Genomic DNA, 17,744 nt, shown 5'->3' with positions numbered 1-17,744 from the left:
TTAAACAAGAAGATTCCCATATTTCGACGAGCTCGACGTAAACTTGTTATCACTCTTCAGAATGACGTTGCAATTCTAAATGCATTTCTTTTTGTAGCGCTTCCGCCTTTGCCGCTGCAGCTTGTGCAAAATCATGGCCTTTAGAGGCATAAATAATCCCTCTGGATGAATTAATTAACAATCCAACAGAATCATTCATCCCATATTTACATACGGCTTGCAAATTCCCACCCTGGGCACCTACTCCGGGAACCAACAAAAAGCTTTCCGGAATTATTTGGCGTATTTCTGCTAAGTATTCCGCTTTTGTGGCTCCAACTACATACATCAGGTTTTCAGAATTATTCCAGTTTTTAGAAGTTTCCAGCACCTGCTTATATAATTCTTTACCCTCAACTGTTTTAGTCTGAAAGTCAAATGCTCCCTGATTAGATGTTAAAGCCAATAGAATAGTGTGCTTGTCATTAAAAGCTAAAAAAGGCTCAACTGAATCTTTACCCATATAAGGTGCTACGGTAACCGAATCAAAAGCTAAATCTTCAAAAAACGCTTTGGCATACATGGTACTCGTGTTACCAATATCACCGCGTTTAGCATCGGCAATTGTAAAAATCCCCGGATGGTTTTCGTTTAAATAATTGATAGTTTTCTCCAGCGCCTTCCAACCTTTTAGGCCGTAAGCTTCATAAAAGGCCGTATTGGGTTTATAAGCCACACACAAATGATGTGTTGCATCTATAATAGCCTTATTAAAGGCAAAAATGGGATCCTCTTCTTTTAAAAGATGTTCCGGGATTTTATTTAAATCTACATCCAATCCAATACACAGAAAGGATTGTTTTTTTTTAATTTCTGAAATAAGCCAGTTTGTTGTCACGAATAGAACTATATAGTGTCATCACCAGCCTTTAACTTTTCAGTATTTTCAGCCAGCATGAGTTCGTCAATTATTTTTTGGATATCGCCATTTACAATATTTTGCAAATCATAAAGTGTTAAGCCAATTCTATGATCGGTCACACGCCCTTGCGGATAGTTATAAGTTCTGATCTTAGCACTTCTATCCCCGGACGACACCATACTTCCACGTTTAGCAGCATCTTCTTCCTGCTTTTTAGCAAGCTCTAAATCATATAAACGCGAACGTAGTACTTTAAAAGCTTTTTCCTTGTTTTTGTGTTGTGATTTTTGATCCTGGCATTGCGCTACCAAACCTGTAGGGATGTGCGTTAAACGCACTGCAGAATAGGTTGTATTTACCGATTGTCCTCCCGGGCCGGACGAACAGAAATAATCTATACGAACCTCTTTCGGATCAATTTCCACGTCAAATTCTTCTGCCTCCGGAAATACCATGACCGTTGCGGCACTGGTATGCACACGTCCTTGTGTTTCAGTTTGCGGTACCCGTTGCACGCGGTGTACACCGGCTTCAAACTTTAAAGTCCCATACACATCTTCACCGGAAACCTCAAACTGAATTTCTTTAAAACCACCATTGGTGCCTTCGCTAAAATCCACCGTACTTACATTCCAACCTTTGCCTTCGCAATATTTGGTGTACATTCTGAACAGGTCACCGGCAAAAATACTGGCTTCATCACCTCCGGTTCCGGCACGCAATTCCACTACCGCATTTTTAGCATCTTCAGGATCTTTTGGAATTAATAAGAGCCTTATTTCTTCCTCCAGTTTTGGAATGCCTTCTTTAGCCTCATCGTATTGCATTTTGGCCATTTCAACCATCTCAGCATCACTTCCGTCAGCTATAATGTCTTCCGCTTCTTCCAAATTATTGGTCAATTCAATGTAAGCTTCACGCTTATCCATTAAAACCCTTAAATCTTTATACTCTCTGTTTAGCTCCACATAACGTTTCTGATCTGAAATAATATCCGGTTGAATAATTAAATCACTAACCTCATCAAAACGCTGTTTTACAATTTGTAATTTCTCTAGCATCTGCCTCATTTAATCTAAAAAAATGCCTCGAGGCCAGGCCTCGGGGTTTCCGTTGACATTGTCATCCCGAATTGGTTTCGGGATCTAAATAACAGAATTTCGGTTTTGACCAAAATGGTCAAAAAAGGAACGAACACAACCTGTGCTAAACTTACTGAAGTATACCTCTATGGTTTTGCCTTAAGGACACCTGCTTGCCGACAGGCAAGATTCGTTTTAAGAAATTCTTTTATTTGGTCACCAAAAATACGATAATTTATGAATTTTAAGTTAGTCTGATAAAGCCTATTATCAATATTTACAGAATATTTTAGGCTATTTTACGTTTCAATGATTACCATGCAGCAATTATCGTCCATATTGATTTTTTACAGGCCATTAATTTTATGGTCGTTCGCAATTAATACATTATTGCTGTTCTTTAAAGTTGAACCGGTCATTATTCTCATCACCAAACTTTTTTTAGTGGGATTCTTATGGTATTTTACTAACGAAACAACTGCTAAACGCAAACTAACATTTTACAAAAACTTAGGTATTTCCAACTTAAAACTATTTTCATTTCTTTATATTATAGACTTAATACTAAGCATTCCTTTCCTTTTAATTCTTAGAGAGTTTGTATGATTTTAGAGATTGATAGTATTGAACTTTATTTTGGCAACAAGCGTATTTTAAACGGTATTTATTTAAAAGCCGAAACCGGAAAAGTAACAGGGATTTTAGGAAGCAACGGGTGTGGAAAAAGTTGTTTGCTCAATATAGCTTTCGGAAATCTAAAATCAAAATATAAACTTATCAGAATTGATGGCACTCCGGTCCTAAAACCATTGTATAAAACCAAAAAGGTTAGTTATTTGCCGCAACATAATTTCATACCTAAATCTTTTAAGCTAAAAACCGCATTTACACTTTTTAAGGTGGATTGGAATGAATTTGTTATACATTTTAAAGCGCTCTCAATTTACAAAAACACAAAATTCAGTAAACTTTCAGGTGGTGAACGAAGAATTATTGAATTATACATTACACTTAAAAAACCGGGAGACATTGTGCTTTTAGATGAACCCTTTTCTCATATTGAACCACTTCATATTGAAAAAATAAAGACCTTGATTGAAACTGAAAAGCTAGAAAAGGTTATTGTGGTTACCGATCACATGTACAAACACATTATTGACACTTCAGATAATATTTACCTTTTAAAAAATGGATGTACCAAACACATTGCTGATTTAAAAGAACTTGAAGATTATAAATATTTAAGCTCGGGTGCTTTGGGTTAAAACGAAAAAAGGAAGCCTTTTCAGCTTCCTTTCACATCAGGTTATTGATTGCTAACCACACTTGGAAGAACCACAGTCCTTACAAGTTAAACAACCCTCTTGGTAGATTAAATTATCCGATTTACAGTTTGTGCACGTTTGCCCTTTAGCCTTTGTACCATCGGCGACATAACGCTTTAAGGCTCTGCCCACACCATTTTTCCAGGTGTTAATAGACTCCGTATCTAACTGCAAGCTATTAATTAAATCAACAATTTTATCAATTGGCATACCGTGACGCAACGTACTGGAGATCAGTTTGGCATAATTCCAGAATTCCGGATTGAATTTATACGACAGTCCTTCAATGGTGATTTTATAACCGCGCTTGTCTTTGAACTGAAAATCATATCGGGACGTCCCGTCCTCATTTCTATTCTTTATGATGAGCCCGTTGTTTACCCAACGTGGAATTAAGATACCATCTTCATCATCAATCAATCCTGTAAAAATCTCATAGGGCTTATCGTCTATTAAACCAATAAAAGCAATCCACTTTTCTTTATTGTTTTGAAAACGCACTACATCAGCTTCCAAAACTTGCGGCCGTTTAATCGGGAATGGTGTTAATGTATTGTTAGCCTCTTCTTCTTTTTTATCATCATTGGAAATTAATACGCCTGAACGCGATCCATCTCTGTAAACTGTGACTCCTTTACATCCAACTTCCCAGGCTTTAAGATACAACTCGCCTACAAGATCTTCAGAAACATCGTTCGGTAAATTAATTGTTACACTTATAGAATGGTCCACCCATTTTTGAATGGCGCCTTGCATACTCACTTTACTTAACCAATCCACATCATTGGAGGTAGCTTTATAATAAGGTGACTTTTTAACCAGTTCATCTAATTCTTCCTGAGAAAAATTTTGAGTAGTATCAATACCGTTTACCTCCATCCACTGTTTAAATCTGTGATGGAATACCACATACTCTTCCCATGAGTCCCCCACTTCATCAACAAAATCAACTCTGACATCTTTATCACCCGGATTTACTTTTCTTCTACGTTTATAAACCGGTAAGAACACAGGTTCAATCCCTGAAGTAGTTTGTGTCATTAAACTGGTGGTTCCCGTTGGTGCAATCGTTAACAGCGCAATATTACGTCTGCCATATTCCAGCATTTCATAATACAGTTTACTGTCTGCTTCCTTAAGACGATTGATAAACGGGTTTTCCTTTTCACGGTCCGCATCAAAAATGGTAAATGCACCACGTTCTTTTGCCAAATGTACCGAGGCTCTGTAAGCCTCAACAGCAATAGTTTTATGCACTTCCAAAGAAAAAGCATTTCCGGCTTCGCTACCATACTGAATACCTAAAGCGGCTAGCATATCACCCTCGGCAGTAATCCCAATACCGGTTCTTCTCCCCTCTTCAGCTTTTCTTTTTATGTTTATCCACAGGTTACGTTCAACCCCTTTAACCTCATCGGATTCAGGGTCTGAATCTATTTTTTGAAGAATAGCATCGATTTTTTCAAGCTCTAAATCGATAATATCATCCATAATTCTTTGAGCAAAAGCAACATGCTTTTTGAATAAATCGAAATTAAACGACGCCTGATCAGTAAATGGGTTTTCTACATATGAAAATAAGTTGATGGCTAACAAACGGCATGAATCGTACGGACACAAAGGAATCTCTCCACAAGGATTTGTAGAAACCGTCTTGTACCCTAAATCGGCATAACAATCCGGTACGGATTCATTAGTAATGGTGTCCCAAAACAAAATGCCCGGTTCTGCAGATTTCCAGGCATTATGCACAATTTTTGCCCATAGATCTTTGGCCTGGATCGTTTTAGACACCTTAGGATCACTACTAAACACAGGATATTTTTGTGTGTACTCTGTTTCGTTTTTAACGGCTTTCATAAAGTTGTCATCAATCCTGACAGACACATTGGCCCCTGTTACTTTTCCCTGCTCCAACTTGGCATTAATAAAATCTTCAGAATCAGGATGGTTAATTGAAACAGATAACATAAGTGCACCTCGTCTTCCATCCTGAGCCACTTCCCTGGTAGAATTCGAATAACGCTCCATAAACGGCACAATTCCGGTAGAGGTTAACGCCGAATTTTTAACTCCTGAGCCCTTTGGGCGTATGTGTGATAGGTCATGCCCTACACCACCCCGACGTTTCATAAGTTGTACTTGTTCCTGGTCAATTTTCATGATACCTCCGTAAGAATCGGAATCGCCCGAGTTGCCAATAACAAAACAATTTGAAAGTGATGCTATTTGATACGGATTACCTATACCGGCCATGGGACTTCCCTGGGGGACTATATACTTAAAGTTCTTGATTAAATCGAAAACAGCGTCTTCACTCAAAGGATTTGCATATTTGAGTTCCACTCTTGCAATCTCCCTTGCAATTCTGCGATGCATATCATTAGGGGTAAGCTCATAAATATTACCATCGGAATCTTTCAAGGCATATTTATTAAGCCATACACGGGCCGCTAAATCATCATTTTTAAAATACTCTAGTGAGGCGTTAAAAGCTTGGTCCTGGGTGTAAGTTTTTGGTAGCGTTTTGGTTAGATTTTGTTTCATGTGTTAATTTTTAAAGTTGTTAGTCGGCACATGCAACCTTTTACGATTAATGCAATTTTTAGTTGTGTATTTAAAGATTGCCTTAACCATAGTGGTTTCATAAGTGAGTATAAAATTTGTTCGGAATAGATTAAAAAAATTCGAACGTGAATATACTCAAACTTTATAATTCAAAACATGACAAAAATCATAAAGTTTACAAGAAAAACAAGTTAAAAATCTGAATATCAGCAAATTAAAAATTTATCAACATAAAAAAGTTAACAAATTTTTCAAAAAGAATTTAAACGTAATTTTTAAAAGTCCACTGCGAATCCAACTCCTAAAAACTGCTTCCACTGAATCTTGGCACCGGCTTCATCAAACTCGCCTTCAACATCAGTTTCTTTGGTTGTTTTTACATCATCATCATATCGAATATGTGATCCAAACCTGGCACGCACATAATTATTCACCTTAAAGTCAAAATCCAACCTCCAATCCAAATCTACATTACCAAAATTATTAATGTAATCCGTATAGAGGCTCACCTGATGCTGCATATTTATATTTTCGGCCACTTCCATTTCATAACTGTTAGTAACCAAAATCCCCAGCTCTCTTCTAAGCCTTTCACCAGGTATGACAACATTACCTTCATCATCAAATTCCGCCGGATCAACACCAAAAGCACCGGCATTTGCCAGATCTTCATCTAAAACAAACGTTGCTTTTAAAGTTAAAGGAGAGAAATAAACCGATAATTTATCAATACGCTTGCCGTACTCCATACCACCTCCGAAGAACAAATAACCAGGGGCCATAAACCTGGAAATAGGATCATCCGTATTGGGATATTTATAACCGTTTGCAAATTGTGTTCTAAAATTAAGTCTTGCCGAGTAATACCAATTAGACATAACATCCGGCTTATAACCCATATTTGAGTTTATCTCAAGCAGATCATCTGTTTTTCTAAGCTCTCTGGATTGCTGTTTATTAACCCCATAACGCATGACCAAGTTATTACGCCATGAAAAATATTTATCTGAATAATTCCTGGATGACTGTAAGCCAATAAGTCCTGAAATGGAGTTAACCCCACCGGCATTCCAGTTGACAAACGCCACTTCACTCAGATCTATTGAAGCTTTGTTCTTTTTAACCCATTGCGGGCCATCATATTTTTTGGGTTTTTCTTTTAAATAAAGTGAATCGGGCTGTGCATTTGAAAATTGAAATGAGAAGCAAACTAGTGCCAATAGAATGTATCGCATGATTTTTTGTTAGATTATTTTAAATTCATTTCTTATCAACAATCATTCCATTTTAACAAGAAATGGAAAAATTCTAATAGCTAAACTCTCCGAACACACTTTTTATTGTGAGCTTCTTCTCTTTTGATGCTTCAACCCTACCAATAATTTGTGCATCCACATTAAATGATCTTGAGATTTCAATAATATCATCAGCAATTTCAGGAGTCACATATAACTCCATTCTGTGACCACAATTGAACACCTGGTACATTTCCTTCCAATCAGTTTTCGATTGCTCCTGAATTAATTTAAAAAGCGGTGGAATTGGAAACAAATTATCTTTCACAACATGATTTTCATCAATAAAATGAAGGATCTTAGTCTGAGCACCCCCGGAGCAGTGTACCATACCGTGAATAGTTTCACAATTGTATTTAGACAAAACTCGCTTTATAATCGGAGCATAGGTTCTGGTAGGAGACAATACCAATTTACCGGCATCAATAGGGGAATCTTCAACAACATCGGTTAATTTCACATTACCGGAATACACTAAATCTTCGGGTACGGAAGCATCAAAACTTTCAGGAAACTTCTCAGCTAAGTACTTATTGAATACATCATGACGCGCAGACGTTAACCCATTACTTCCCATGCCGCCGTTATATTCCTTTTCATAAGTGGCTTGTCCGAACGAAGCTAAACCTACGATAACGTCACCCGGTTGAATGTTAGCATTATCAATAACATCCTCACGCTTCATTCTGGCAGTTACCGTAGAATCTACTATAATGGTTCTGACCAAATCACCAACGTCAGCAGTTTCTCCTCCCGTGGAATGAATAGTCACTCCGAAAGACTTTAAATCTTCAAGTAATTCTTCCGTTCCGTTAATAATGGCTGAAATGACTTCCCCCGGAATTAGATTTTTATTTCTTCCAATGGTTGAAGAGAGCATGATATTATCGGTAGCACCCACACACAACAGATCGTCAATGTTCATGATCAGGGCATCTTGCGCAATCCCTTTCCAAACGGACGTATCCCCGGTCTCTTTCCAGTACATGTATGCTAAAGATGATTTTGTTCCGGCACCATCAGCATGCATGATCAGGCAATAATCATCATCATTTGTTAAATAATCCGGAACTATTTTACAAAATGCTTTAGGAAACAAGCCTTTATCAATATTCTTGATGGCATTGTGAACATCTTCTTTAGATGCGGAAACTCCACGTTGTGCGTAGCGTTTGGAAACTTCTTGACTCATAATAATATAATGTGCTGCAAAGGTAATTTTTTGAATCAAAAAATCCCGGTTTAAATCGGGATTTTACAAACACTTTTAATCTATCTTGTGAATAACATCTCTCTGTATTTGGTAAGCGGCCAGATTTCATCATCAACCAGCAACTCCAGCTTATCACAATGATAGCGAATATCGTCAAATAGCGGTTTTACGTTATTACAATAGGCTGTGGCTTTCTTTTCTATATCATCCAGGCCATTCGCCTTTTTACGGGCATCAATCATTTTGGTAACATTGGTATTGATAGACTCAATATGACTTGAAATCTGTTCGATCAAATTGATCTGTTCTTTGGAAACCCTTTCAAAATCCTTATCGAAAATTTCCTTTAGGCCTTTCACATTTTCAATCAAAATGTTTTGATACTTAACAGCCGTCGGTACAATATGATTCCTGGCAATATCCCCCAAAACACGGCCTTCAATCTGAATATGCATAATATAAGCCTCCACTTCTATTTCGTAACGTGCCCTGGTTTCAATTTCACTCATAACATTCATTTCCTCAAACAGTTTTATAACTTGTTTCGATATCTTTACTTTTAAAGCCTCCGGCGTGGTTTTATTATTACTCAATCCGCGTTTTTTGGCTTCTTTTTGCCAGGCTTCGTCATAACCATTACCTTCAAACAAAATGGGTTTGCAAGATTTAATATATTCTCTTAATACATTAAAAACCGCTTCATCCTTTTTTAAGCCTTTGCCATCAATAAGTTTATCAACTTCTACTTTAAAATCTATTAATTGTTTGGCCACAATGGTATTTAAAATCGTCATGGGATTACTACAATTAGCAGTAGAACCAACCGCTCTGAACTCAAACTTATTTCCAGTGAAAGCAAAAGGCGACGTTCTGTTTCTATCGGTATTATCTAATAATACATCCGGTATTTTACCAACAACATTTAGTTTGAGTTCTGTTTTTTCCTGGGGTGATAATTTCCCTTTGGTAACTCCTTCCAACTCATTCAGCACTTTAGTCAATTGTTCCCCAATAAATACGGAAATGATGGCCGGCGGTGCTTCATTTGCTCCTAACCTATGGTCATTACCAGCGGATGCTATGGAAGCTCTTAACAACTCTTCATAAGTATGTACCGCTTTAATGGTATTTATAAAAAAGGTCAAAAACTGAAGATTGCTCATGGGGGTTTTTCCTGGTGCCAAAAGGTTTACTCCGGTATCTGTAGATAACGACCAGTTATTATGCTTCCCCGAACCATTCATACCGGCAAACGGTTTTTCATGCAGCAGCACTTTGAAGTTATGACGTGAGGCCACACGCCCCATGACATCCATTAATAAAGCATTGTGATCCACCGCTAAATTTGCCTCTTCGTAAATAGGTGCTAATTCAAACTGATTGGGTGCTACTTCATTATGCCTGGTCTTAACAGGAATGCCCAAAAGCATACATTCTGTTTCCAAATCACGCATAAAATTAAAGGCTCTGTTTGGTATGGCCCCAAAATAATGATCATCCAGTTGCTGTCCCTTTGCCGAAGAATGCCCTAACAATGTTCTGCCGGTTAAGGTTAGATCCGGCCTACTCGCAGCCAACATTTTATCAATTAAAAAGTACTCTTGTTCCCATCCCAAAGATGAGGATACTTTTTTTACATTTTTATCAAAATATCTGCAAACATCCGTAGCGGCATCATCAACCGCATGAAGTGCCCTTAAAAGCGGTGTTTTGTAGTCTAAAGCTTCACCCGTATAAGCAACAAAAATAGTTGGAATACAAAGTGTTGTCCCATAAATAAAAGCAGGTGATGTTGGATCCCAGGCCGTATACCCCCGTGCTTCAAATGTATTTCTAATACCACCACTTGGAAAACTTGAGGCATCCGGTTCCTGTTGCACTAATTGGCCACCGTCAAACTTCTCGATGGCCATGCCTTCACTTACGGTTTCAAAAAAGGCATCATGCTTTTCAGCCGTAGCTCCGGTTAGAGGCTGAAACCAATGGGTATAATGGGTGACCCCTTTTGATAACGCCCAATCTTTCATGGAAGCTGCTACCTGATCTGCAATGGTTCTTTTAATTTTTGTTCCATCCTGAACAGCACTCATAACACCTAAGAAGGCATCCCTGGTTAAGTACTGCCTCATGGCATTTTCATTAAACACATTTTCACCAAAAATTTCAGATCTTTTTTGAGATTCCTCTACAACAACTGGCTTGCGGGTGAGTGATTCCTTTACGGCATGAAATCGTAATGTAGGCATTGACTTATTAATTTGATTTATTTAGAATTACAAAATTAACCATAGTGGTCAAACCACAAAATATCGCATTAACAATTTTTCAATATTTATATAAAAAACTATACTTTTTTTAATGTAAACCCTAAAAAAATGGGGGATAAATAAAAATAACTAAGCATTTTACTAAAATACCCCTTAATTATTTAAAGTATTTATATAAAAATATATATTTGTGCTGATAACATTTTAGATCACAAAATTAAATATTCATTATGGCAAAAATTAAATTAGAATACCTTTGGTTAGATGGTTATAAGCCCACTCAAAATTTGAGAAGTAAAACTAAGGTAGAAGAGCATGAGAATTTTCAAGGAACTCTTGAGGAATTAGGTAACTGGTCTTTTGATGGATCATCAACGTTACAAGCAGAAGGTGGTTCTTCTGACTGTATCTTAAAACCTGTTGCTATTTATCCAGATCCACACAGAAGAAATGGTTATTTGGTAATGACTGAAGTTTTAAATGCTGATGGAACTCCACATGAGTCTAACGGTAGAGCTACTATTGATGATGATGATAACGATTTCTGGTTTGGTTTTGAGCAAGAATACTTTATAATGGATACTGAAACTCAACTTCCTTTAGGATTCCCTATTGGTGGTTACCCAGGACCTCAAGGATTATACTACTGTTCTGTAGGTGGAAAAAACACTTGGGGAAGAGACTTGGTAGAAGAGCATGCTGATGCTTGTATCGATGCTGGTCTTAACTTTGAAGGTATCAACCAGGAGGTTGCTGCCGGACAGTGGGAATTTCAATTATTCGCAAAAGGTGCCAAGAAAGCTGGTGATGAGATCTGGGTTGCCAGATACTTACTGGACCGTTTAACTGAAAAGTATGGATACTACATTGAGTACCACCCAAAACCAATTAAAGGTGACTGGAATGGTTCCGGTATGCACGCAAACTTCTCTAACTCTACGTTAAGAACTTGTGGAGACCAGGCTACTTATGAAGCAATTTGTGAGGCTTTCAGACCTGTAACTAAAGAGCATATTGAAGTGTATGGTGCTTATAATGACCAACGTTTAACTGGAGCTCATGAAACGCAATCTATAGATCAATTCTCATATGGTATTTCTGATAGAGGTGCTTCAATCCGTATTCCGGTTGCAACTGTAGAAAGAGGCTGGAAAGGTTGGTTAGAAGACAGAAGACCTGCTTCTAACGGTGACCCATACAAAATTGCGGGTAGAATTATTAAAACTGTTAAATCTGCTAAAATATAATTTAGCAACAGATTTTGTTCATAAAAAAAGCGCTTACCAATTGTAGGCGCTTTTTTCATACTTCTTTTTTTTAATTGGAACAGTACCATTATCGGTCATAAGTTTTCCAATTACTTCTGCACAACCTGTTTCACAGCCTTGACTAATTAAATCATCTTCATGATCATAACAACTTTGGAGTACTATTAATACTATTATCACTAACAGCCAGCCTCCAGTTTTTCTAATGCCTTTCAAACTAGCTAAAACCAAAAGCCTACAATAAACATTGACATTAATTATAACAATACACTGAAAGAAAACATAAAAGATTAATCAAATGCTTTACAGCACTCATCAAATTTGCAAACATTTTCTTGCTAAAAATTAAGTGATATATCTTAAAGCTAGCCCCTAGTAAAAATAAAGAACATCAACAAACCATAAGCCGCCACTAAAACCATCCCCTTTAACCTGCTAATTCGGAGTCTTTTGGGCAAGAAAATTAATGGCAACAGGATCGCTGCGAAACCCAGCATCCAAAAAATGTCATTTGTTAAAATAGTGGGCTCTGTGACCGGTATAGGCTTAACAATGGAGGTTATGCCTAAAACCGATGCTATATTAAAAATATTAGATCCAATAAGGTTACCTAAAGAGATAGCTTTTTCCTGTTTTGCCGCTGCTATTACCGATGCCGCTAATTCCGGAACACTGGTCCCAATAGCAATCAAAGACAATCCTATTACGCCCTTACTCACACCCACCGCCAGGGCTACTTCCTCAGCTCCTTTTACCAACCACTCACTTCCAAAATAAAGCGCTACGGCTCCAATTAACAACCAAAGTGTGATCTTAAAATTAGACACGGTAGCCAGGGCGTCGTCAACCGCTTCAACAACTTTATCTTTTTTGGCATGCTTTATCAATATATATAAAAACAGTATGAGCCCAAGAAATAGTGAAGCCCCTTCAAGTGTTGATAATTTACTGTCATTCTTTAAAAAGATATAAAGTACCAGGGAAAAAACCATCATGACCGGCCAATTGAGTTTATAAAAAGACTTGTCAACCGTGATGGTTCCCACTAAAGCGGTAACCCCCAAAACCAGGCCTATATTGGCAATATTTGAGCCTACTACATTATTTATGGCTATGGCCGGGGATCCAGATAAAGCAGCATTTAAACTCACCAGAAGTTCCGGTGCAGAAGTTGCAAACGATACTACTGTCATACCAATGACCATTTTAGAAATATTGAATTTAAATGATAATGCTACAGATGATCTTACCAAATATTCACCACCAACAACCAACAATGTAAACCCAAGGATGACCCAAAGTACGCTCATAAAAAATATTTTTTGCGAAGATATTATAAAGTTGGAAGTTAAAAGCTTGCAGACCCAAGTTTATTCGCCCTTACTTCAAAGAAGTCCTCAATCCATTAAACGTTTATTATCGATTAACTGTATCTATTTCAGTTCATTCATCGAAAAATCGACCAACGGCAGGCACTTCTGAATAATATTTCCAAAATTTGATATACCAAATCTATTAAATCAAATAACTATGAAACGATTAGCTTTTGTTATGTTTTGCCTTGTTTTTACCCTTACTTCCTGCTCTAAAGACGACATTGAAGTGGTAGGTGTGGAAATTAGCGGCACTTATAGCCTCAATGGCAAATACATGTTAGACAAGACCTACACTAAAGGCACTCAATATGTAAGTGTCACTGATGAAACATTGCGTTTGAAAACGGCATTTATAGACAACAAAGATATGTGGATACTCATACGTGGGAATGTGTACTATTACAAAATTGAGAAAGATGGCACCTACCCTCCGGAGTCCGGTTGGGAATGTGGTTATGATGTTGGTAAAGAAGATTTTAAATGTAAACTCATTATTGATTAGACTTTTAATTTTGGTTTTTTAGAAAAAATCCGGTGTTTATAAAAAGCATCGGGTTTTTTTATTTTCTGACTTAATAAAAACTAAAAATTTCGTTAAATAACTATTAAAATAGTTGTGTAACTATAAAAATAGTTATAGGTTTGTTTCATGTTAAAGATAATGATGTATTATTATGATGCTAAATTAAATTTAACACATGAGCTACAGTGAATAACCTGATAGTATTGAATCGCTCAAAATATTAGATTTCCTCAAAAGAGGAAATGAAAAAACTATAATTGATGGAAAAATTAACAAATAAGGAAGAGGAAATCATGCATATTTTATGGAAGCTGGAAAAGGCTTTTGTGAAGGATGTACTTAACGAAATTAAAGAGGATAAACCCCATTACAATACACTTTCTACCATCATTAGAAATTTGGAAGATAAAGGTTATGTAGGCTATACAGCTTATGGTAAGACACATCAGTACTTCCCTATTGTTACTAAAGAGGCTTACAGGAAACGTTTTATGAATATGGCCATTAGTAATTATTTTAACGACTCTTATAAAAATGTGGTGTCGTTTTTTGCAAAGGAGGAAAAAATTAGCGTTGAAGAGCTAAAGGAGATTATTGAACTTATTGAAAAAAACAACTAATTATGGAATATTTATTGAAGGCCAGTGCAGTTGTTGTCATTTTTTACGCGTGCTACAAATTGTTTTTACAGCGTGATACTTTTTTTGAATCAAATCGAGGGTTTTTATTAACAGGATTGGTTTCGGCATTTTTGATTCCTTTAATAGTTATTCCTGTTTATATTGAAAGAACGCCCGTAGTATTGGATAATCTTATTTTTGATAATGCTGTTGTTGCCCAGCCTATTGAATCATCTGTTAACTTAATTGATATTGCCGCTTACGTATATTTCATAGGGGCAGTTTTCTTTTTAGGCAAATTTTTGGTTCAGTTGGTTTCTTTAGCACTTCTTCTAGTACAAAACAAAAGCACAAAATTTGGTCGTTACAGGTATGTAAAAACCTCGAATAGCACATCTCCTTTTTCATTTTTTAACTGGATCGTTTACAATCCCGCTTTATTTAATAAAACGGAATTGGATCAAATATTGACTCACGAAAAAGTACATGCACGTCAGCATCACTCTATCGACATTCTGTTAACCCAATTAGCCGGTGTTGTGCTTTGGTTCAACCCGTTTATATGGCTTTACAACAAAGACCTAAAACAGAATTTAGAGTTTATTGCAGACCAAAATGCCCAACAAAAATCAGACTGTAAAAAAAGTTATCAGTACACTTTATTAAAAACAAGTATGCCAACTCATCAATTGGCTTTAACCAATAATTTTTACAATTCATTAATCAAAAAACGAATAGTTATGTTACACAAATCAAAATCTAAAAAGACAAACCTGCTTAAATATGCTTTGGTTATTCCGGTTTTAGCTGTTTTCCTCATGAGCTTTAACACCAAAGAAGTGTTTGTTGATACCGACGTGATCCCGGAAGAGGATTATCTCCTAAACTCATTTTATAATGAAGAAACGCCTTCTGTTGAAGACCATAAAATTGAGGAAGCCATCAAAAGTGAAACTACTGCTTCGAAACCGGTAACACCAATAAAAAAGAAAACTGCAACGGTTGCTCCAACCGGGAAAGACGTGGAAATGTTTTTGATCAGCAAACACTTTAGTGATGCTGATTTCGACAAACTGGCTGAAACCTTAAAGGAGAAAGGTATTACTGCAAAATTCAAAGGTATTAAGCGCAATAGTGACGATGAGATCATTGCCATTAAAATTGAACTAAGCTCCAAGCACTCAAACGCCAATTATAGTGTTAGCTCCGATAAGGCTATTAAATCTATTAAGATCTCCTTTGAAAACAACGGCAAAAACCTATCCATAGGAAATGCTTCTCATCATAAAGGTGCTTATTTTATATCAAAAGACGGTAAACATAAAGTCCATAAATCAGGAAAAGGTAAAAATGTATTCTTCTTTTCTGATGACGATGATGATGTACAGATAGTTCATGAAGATATTCATATTGTCCATGGTGATACTTTAAAATGGCACTCAACCGGTAAAGACGGCAAGCATGTTGTTGTTAGAAAACACAAAAATGTTGAAGTTATCACTGATGATGATGGTGAAACCCATGTAGAGGTTATTGTTGAAAATGATGATGACGTCATTAACGAAGAAGAAGATATAGTCATCATAAGAAAGAATGATGATGATAAAAAATCCTTTAAAGTAAGAACGCTTGCCAGTGGAAAAAGCAAAAACAAAGTCCTATTTATGAATGACGATGACAATCAGCCATTGTTTATTATTGATGGAAAAGAAGTAGAAAAAGACCTGACTGAAGACTTAAATCCTGATGATATAAAAACTGTTATGGTTTTAAAAGGAGAGCAAGCAACTAACAAATATGGTGATAAAGGAAAAAATGGTGTAGTCCTAATCAACACGAAAAATGACAAACGAATAAAAATTCATAGTTCCAATGACAAATCCCCGCTGATCTATTTAAATGGTAAAGAAATCACCCAGGAAGACATGGATAAACTTGACAAGGATACGATTGAATCCATTGATGTTATAAAAGGGGAGTCTGCAATAAAAAAATATGGTGGTAAAGGAAAAAACGGTGTTATAAATATTACCACTAAAAAAGAATAATAAACTATAAAAATCAATATGTTTTAAAGCACTTCTTTTGAAGTGCTTTTTTTATGTCACGTCTCCAAACCAAAAGACGATTTTATTAAAAAGTCGATTTTTTTGGGCAAAATGTCCCTTGGTTTTAAAAACACAGCCAAAAAACCGCCTACAATTATTATAAAATGAAACATTAAAACACAATCAACCTTACATTTATAAACTTCAATGAAGAGAGTCACTAAAATACCGAAATCAATTTGATTTTTTTACTTACAAATTCGCATTCAATTTCATCGATTTTTTCAAAAACACTTGACAATCATATTCCAAAATATATATCTTAAAAAAACATTGATATAAAAACTGTTTACTAACTCTTAAAACCTTTAAAAAATATGATGACACTTGCGAAAATTGTAGTTGATATAATACTTATTATCATATCAATTCTTTAAACCCCGAAAATGTAAAACTTAGTTCTAGAATAAGTTTTACTATTTTTACCTCCAAAGCGGTATAAAAAATGCAAAAGCAAGTATTTAAGGTTTTAGCGAAGATTAATAAAGCAGTATTGCCGAGTTATACTAAAAAAGGATTGGATATTTCGAAAGCAACAAAACTTCAATTAGCCATTATTGGGTGGCGATGGTACGTTACTAAAAATGCTTTAGATTAGATTCAATTATCCAAAAGTGTATTATAATCATCCGGTGTATCAATATCCAATAAGGTATTTCTGCGTTTGGGTGCTATCGAAATAACATCCACACCCTCACTATTTAAAAGCTGCTTAGCACCTTTATCTCCTTTTAATTTTAAAAGGCTTTCAAAATGTCTTTTCGAAAAAATAGCAGGGACGCCATTTTTTTCGTCGTAAGCAGAAGCTATAATACTGTCCTGATTTTCATGGTAAGCCTCTATTAGTGAATCCATATAATTGGAATCCACAAAAGGCTGATCAGCGAGCATAATTAAAACAGCATCCGGTACATTTTCCACAGATTGTATATACGTAATGCCTGCCACAATACTGGCACTCAAGCCTTCTTGCCAATATCGGTTCTCAATAAAAGTGACTTCACCCGTTTTAACCCGGTCTTTGATTTCTTTGGAATGAGCTCCTAACACGCAATACACCTTTCTTGCTTTTGTGGCCTGAGCATTCTTAACAGCATGTTCCAAAAGTGTGGTGTTCTTAAAAGGCAACAACTGCTTTGATGTCCCCATTCTGGAAGCATTACCCGCAGCTAATATTAGAACAGTAAGGTGCTTCACA

General features: G+C 36.3%; 15 protein-coding genes. 6 read left to right on the top strand and 9 right to left on the bottom strand.

What is annotated here, in order from left to right; genetic code table 11:
• Positions 1–49: 49 nt before the first annotated feature.
• Together pyrF and prfA are read right to left on the bottom strand one after the other, a co-directional pair.
• A complete protein-coding gene (gene pyrF / locus Q0983_RS18860; protein ID WP_299556540.1) occupies positions 50–877 on the bottom strand; it encodes an orotidine-5'-phosphate decarboxylase in 828 nt (275 codons plus the stop codon).
• An 8-nt stretch (positions 878–885) separates the two neighbouring features.
• Positions 886–1,962: a peptide chain release factor 1 gene (prfA, locus tag Q0983_RS18855; RefSeq protein ID WP_299556538.1), complete on the bottom strand. Its 1,077-nt coding sequence runs from the start codon at positions 1,960–1,962 to the stop codon at positions 886–888.
• A 623-nt stretch (positions 1,963–2,585) separates the two neighbouring features.
• On the opposite strand from prfA, the gene Q0983_RS18850 reads away from it, so the two are divergent.
• Positions 2,586–3,248 carry an ABC transporter ATP-binding protein gene (locus Q0983_RS18850; protein ID WP_299556536.1) on the top strand — a complete coding sequence of 221 codons (663 nt, stop codon included), beginning with the start codon at positions 2,586–2,588 and terminating at the stop codon, positions 3,246–3,248.
• 51 nt (positions 3,249–3,299) lie between these two features.
• On the opposite strand, the gene Q0983_RS18845 is transcribed toward Q0983_RS18850, so the two are convergent.
• The 4 genes from Q0983_RS18845 to Q0983_RS18830 all read right to left on the bottom strand — a co-directional run bounded on the left by Q0983_RS18845 (position 3,300) and on the right by Q0983_RS18830 (position 10,630).
• Complete coding sequence (locus tag Q0983_RS18845; protein WP_299556534.1) at positions 3,300–5,855, bottom strand: adenosylcobalamin-dependent ribonucleoside-diphosphate reductase; 2,556 nt, start codon at positions 5,853–5,855, stop codon at positions 3,300–3,302.
• A 296-nt stretch (positions 5,856–6,151) separates the two neighbouring features.
• The gene (locus Q0983_RS18840; protein ID WP_299556532.1) at positions 6,152–7,111 is read right to left on the bottom strand and encodes a DUF3078 domain-containing protein; all 960 of its coding nucleotides are present in this window, start codon (positions 7,109–7,111) and stop codon (positions 6,152–6,154) included.
• 73 nt (positions 7,112–7,184) lie between these two features.
• Positions 7,185–8,363 (bottom strand): AIR synthase related protein, encoded by a 1,179-nt coding sequence (locus Q0983_RS18835; protein WP_299556578.1) that lies wholly within the window; start codon positions 8,361–8,363, stop codon positions 7,185–7,187.
• 80 nt (positions 8,364–8,443) lie between these two features.
• Positions 8,444–10,630, bottom strand: coding sequence for a glutamine synthetase III (locus Q0983_RS18830; RefSeq protein ID WP_299556530.1), 2,187 nt, complete (start codon positions 10,628–10,630; stop codon positions 8,444–8,446).
• Between the two features lie 251 nt (positions 10,631–10,881).
• Between Q0983_RS18830 and Q0983_RS18825 the strand changes: the two genes are divergently transcribed.
• Positions 10,882–11,898, top strand: a complete 1,017-nt coding sequence (locus Q0983_RS18825; RefSeq protein ID WP_299556528.1) for a glutamine synthetase beta-grasp domain-containing protein — start codon at positions 10,882–10,884, stop codon at positions 11,896–11,898.
• A gap of 33 nt (positions 11,899–11,931) precedes the next feature.
• On the opposite strand, the gene Q0983_RS18820 is transcribed toward Q0983_RS18825, so the two are convergent.
• Positions 11,932–12,150 carry a hypothetical protein gene (locus tag Q0983_RS18820; RefSeq protein WP_299556526.1) on the bottom strand — a complete coding sequence of 73 codons (219 nt, stop codon included), beginning with the start codon at positions 12,148–12,150 and terminating at the stop codon, positions 11,932–11,934.
• Positions 12,151–12,284: 134 nt separating this feature from the next.
• Positions 12,285–13,229 (bottom strand): calcium/sodium antiporter, encoded by a 945-nt coding sequence (locus Q0983_RS18815; RefSeq protein ID WP_299556525.1) that lies wholly within the window; start codon positions 13,227–13,229, stop codon positions 12,285–12,287.
• A gap of 220 nt (positions 13,230–13,449) precedes the next feature.
• Here Q0983_RS18815 and Q0983_RS18810 point away from each other — a divergent pair, with 220 nt between their 5' ends.
• The 4 genes from Q0983_RS18810 (at position 13,450) to Q0983_RS18795 (ending at position 17,144) form a co-directional block, all read left to right on the top strand.
• Positions 13,450–13,797: a hypothetical protein gene (locus Q0983_RS18810; protein WP_299556523.1), complete on the top strand. Its 348-nt coding sequence runs from the start codon at positions 13,450–13,452 to the stop codon at positions 13,795–13,797.
• A gap of 281 nt (positions 13,798–14,078) precedes the next feature.
• On the top strand, positions 14,079–14,438 hold the full coding sequence (locus Q0983_RS18805; protein ID WP_299556521.1) for a BlaI/MecI/CopY family transcriptional regulator: 360 nt from the start codon (positions 14,079–14,081) through the stop codon (positions 14,436–14,438).
• 2 nt (positions 14,439–14,440) lie between these two features.
• Positions 14,441–16,486 (top strand): M56 family metallopeptidase, encoded by a 2,046-nt coding sequence (locus tag Q0983_RS18800; protein WP_299556519.1) that lies wholly within the window; start codon positions 14,441–14,443, stop codon positions 16,484–16,486.
• 505 nt (positions 16,487–16,991) lie between these two features.
• Positions 16,992–17,144 (top strand): SsrA-binding protein, encoded by a 153-nt coding sequence (locus tag Q0983_RS18795; RefSeq protein WP_299556517.1) that lies wholly within the window; start codon positions 16,992–16,994, stop codon positions 17,142–17,144.
• Between the two features lie 2 nt (positions 17,145–17,146).
• Here the strand turns inward: Q0983_RS18795 and Q0983_RS18790 are convergent, their stop codons facing one another.
• Entirely contained in the window at positions 17,147–17,743 is a 597-nt protein-coding gene (locus tag Q0983_RS18790; protein WP_299556515.1) for a nucleotidyltransferase family protein, read from the bottom strand.
• Position 17,744 lies beyond the last annotated feature (1 nt).

Source organism: Seonamhaeicola sp. (assembly GCF_028281565.1).
In the GTDB taxonomy this organism is placed as follows: domain Bacteria; phylum Bacteroidota; class Bacteroidia; order Flavobacteriales; family Flavobacteriaceae; genus Seonamhaeicola.
The sequence above is the reverse complement of the archived record's forward strand: the minus strand, read 5'-3'. Positions and strand labels throughout refer to the sequence as shown.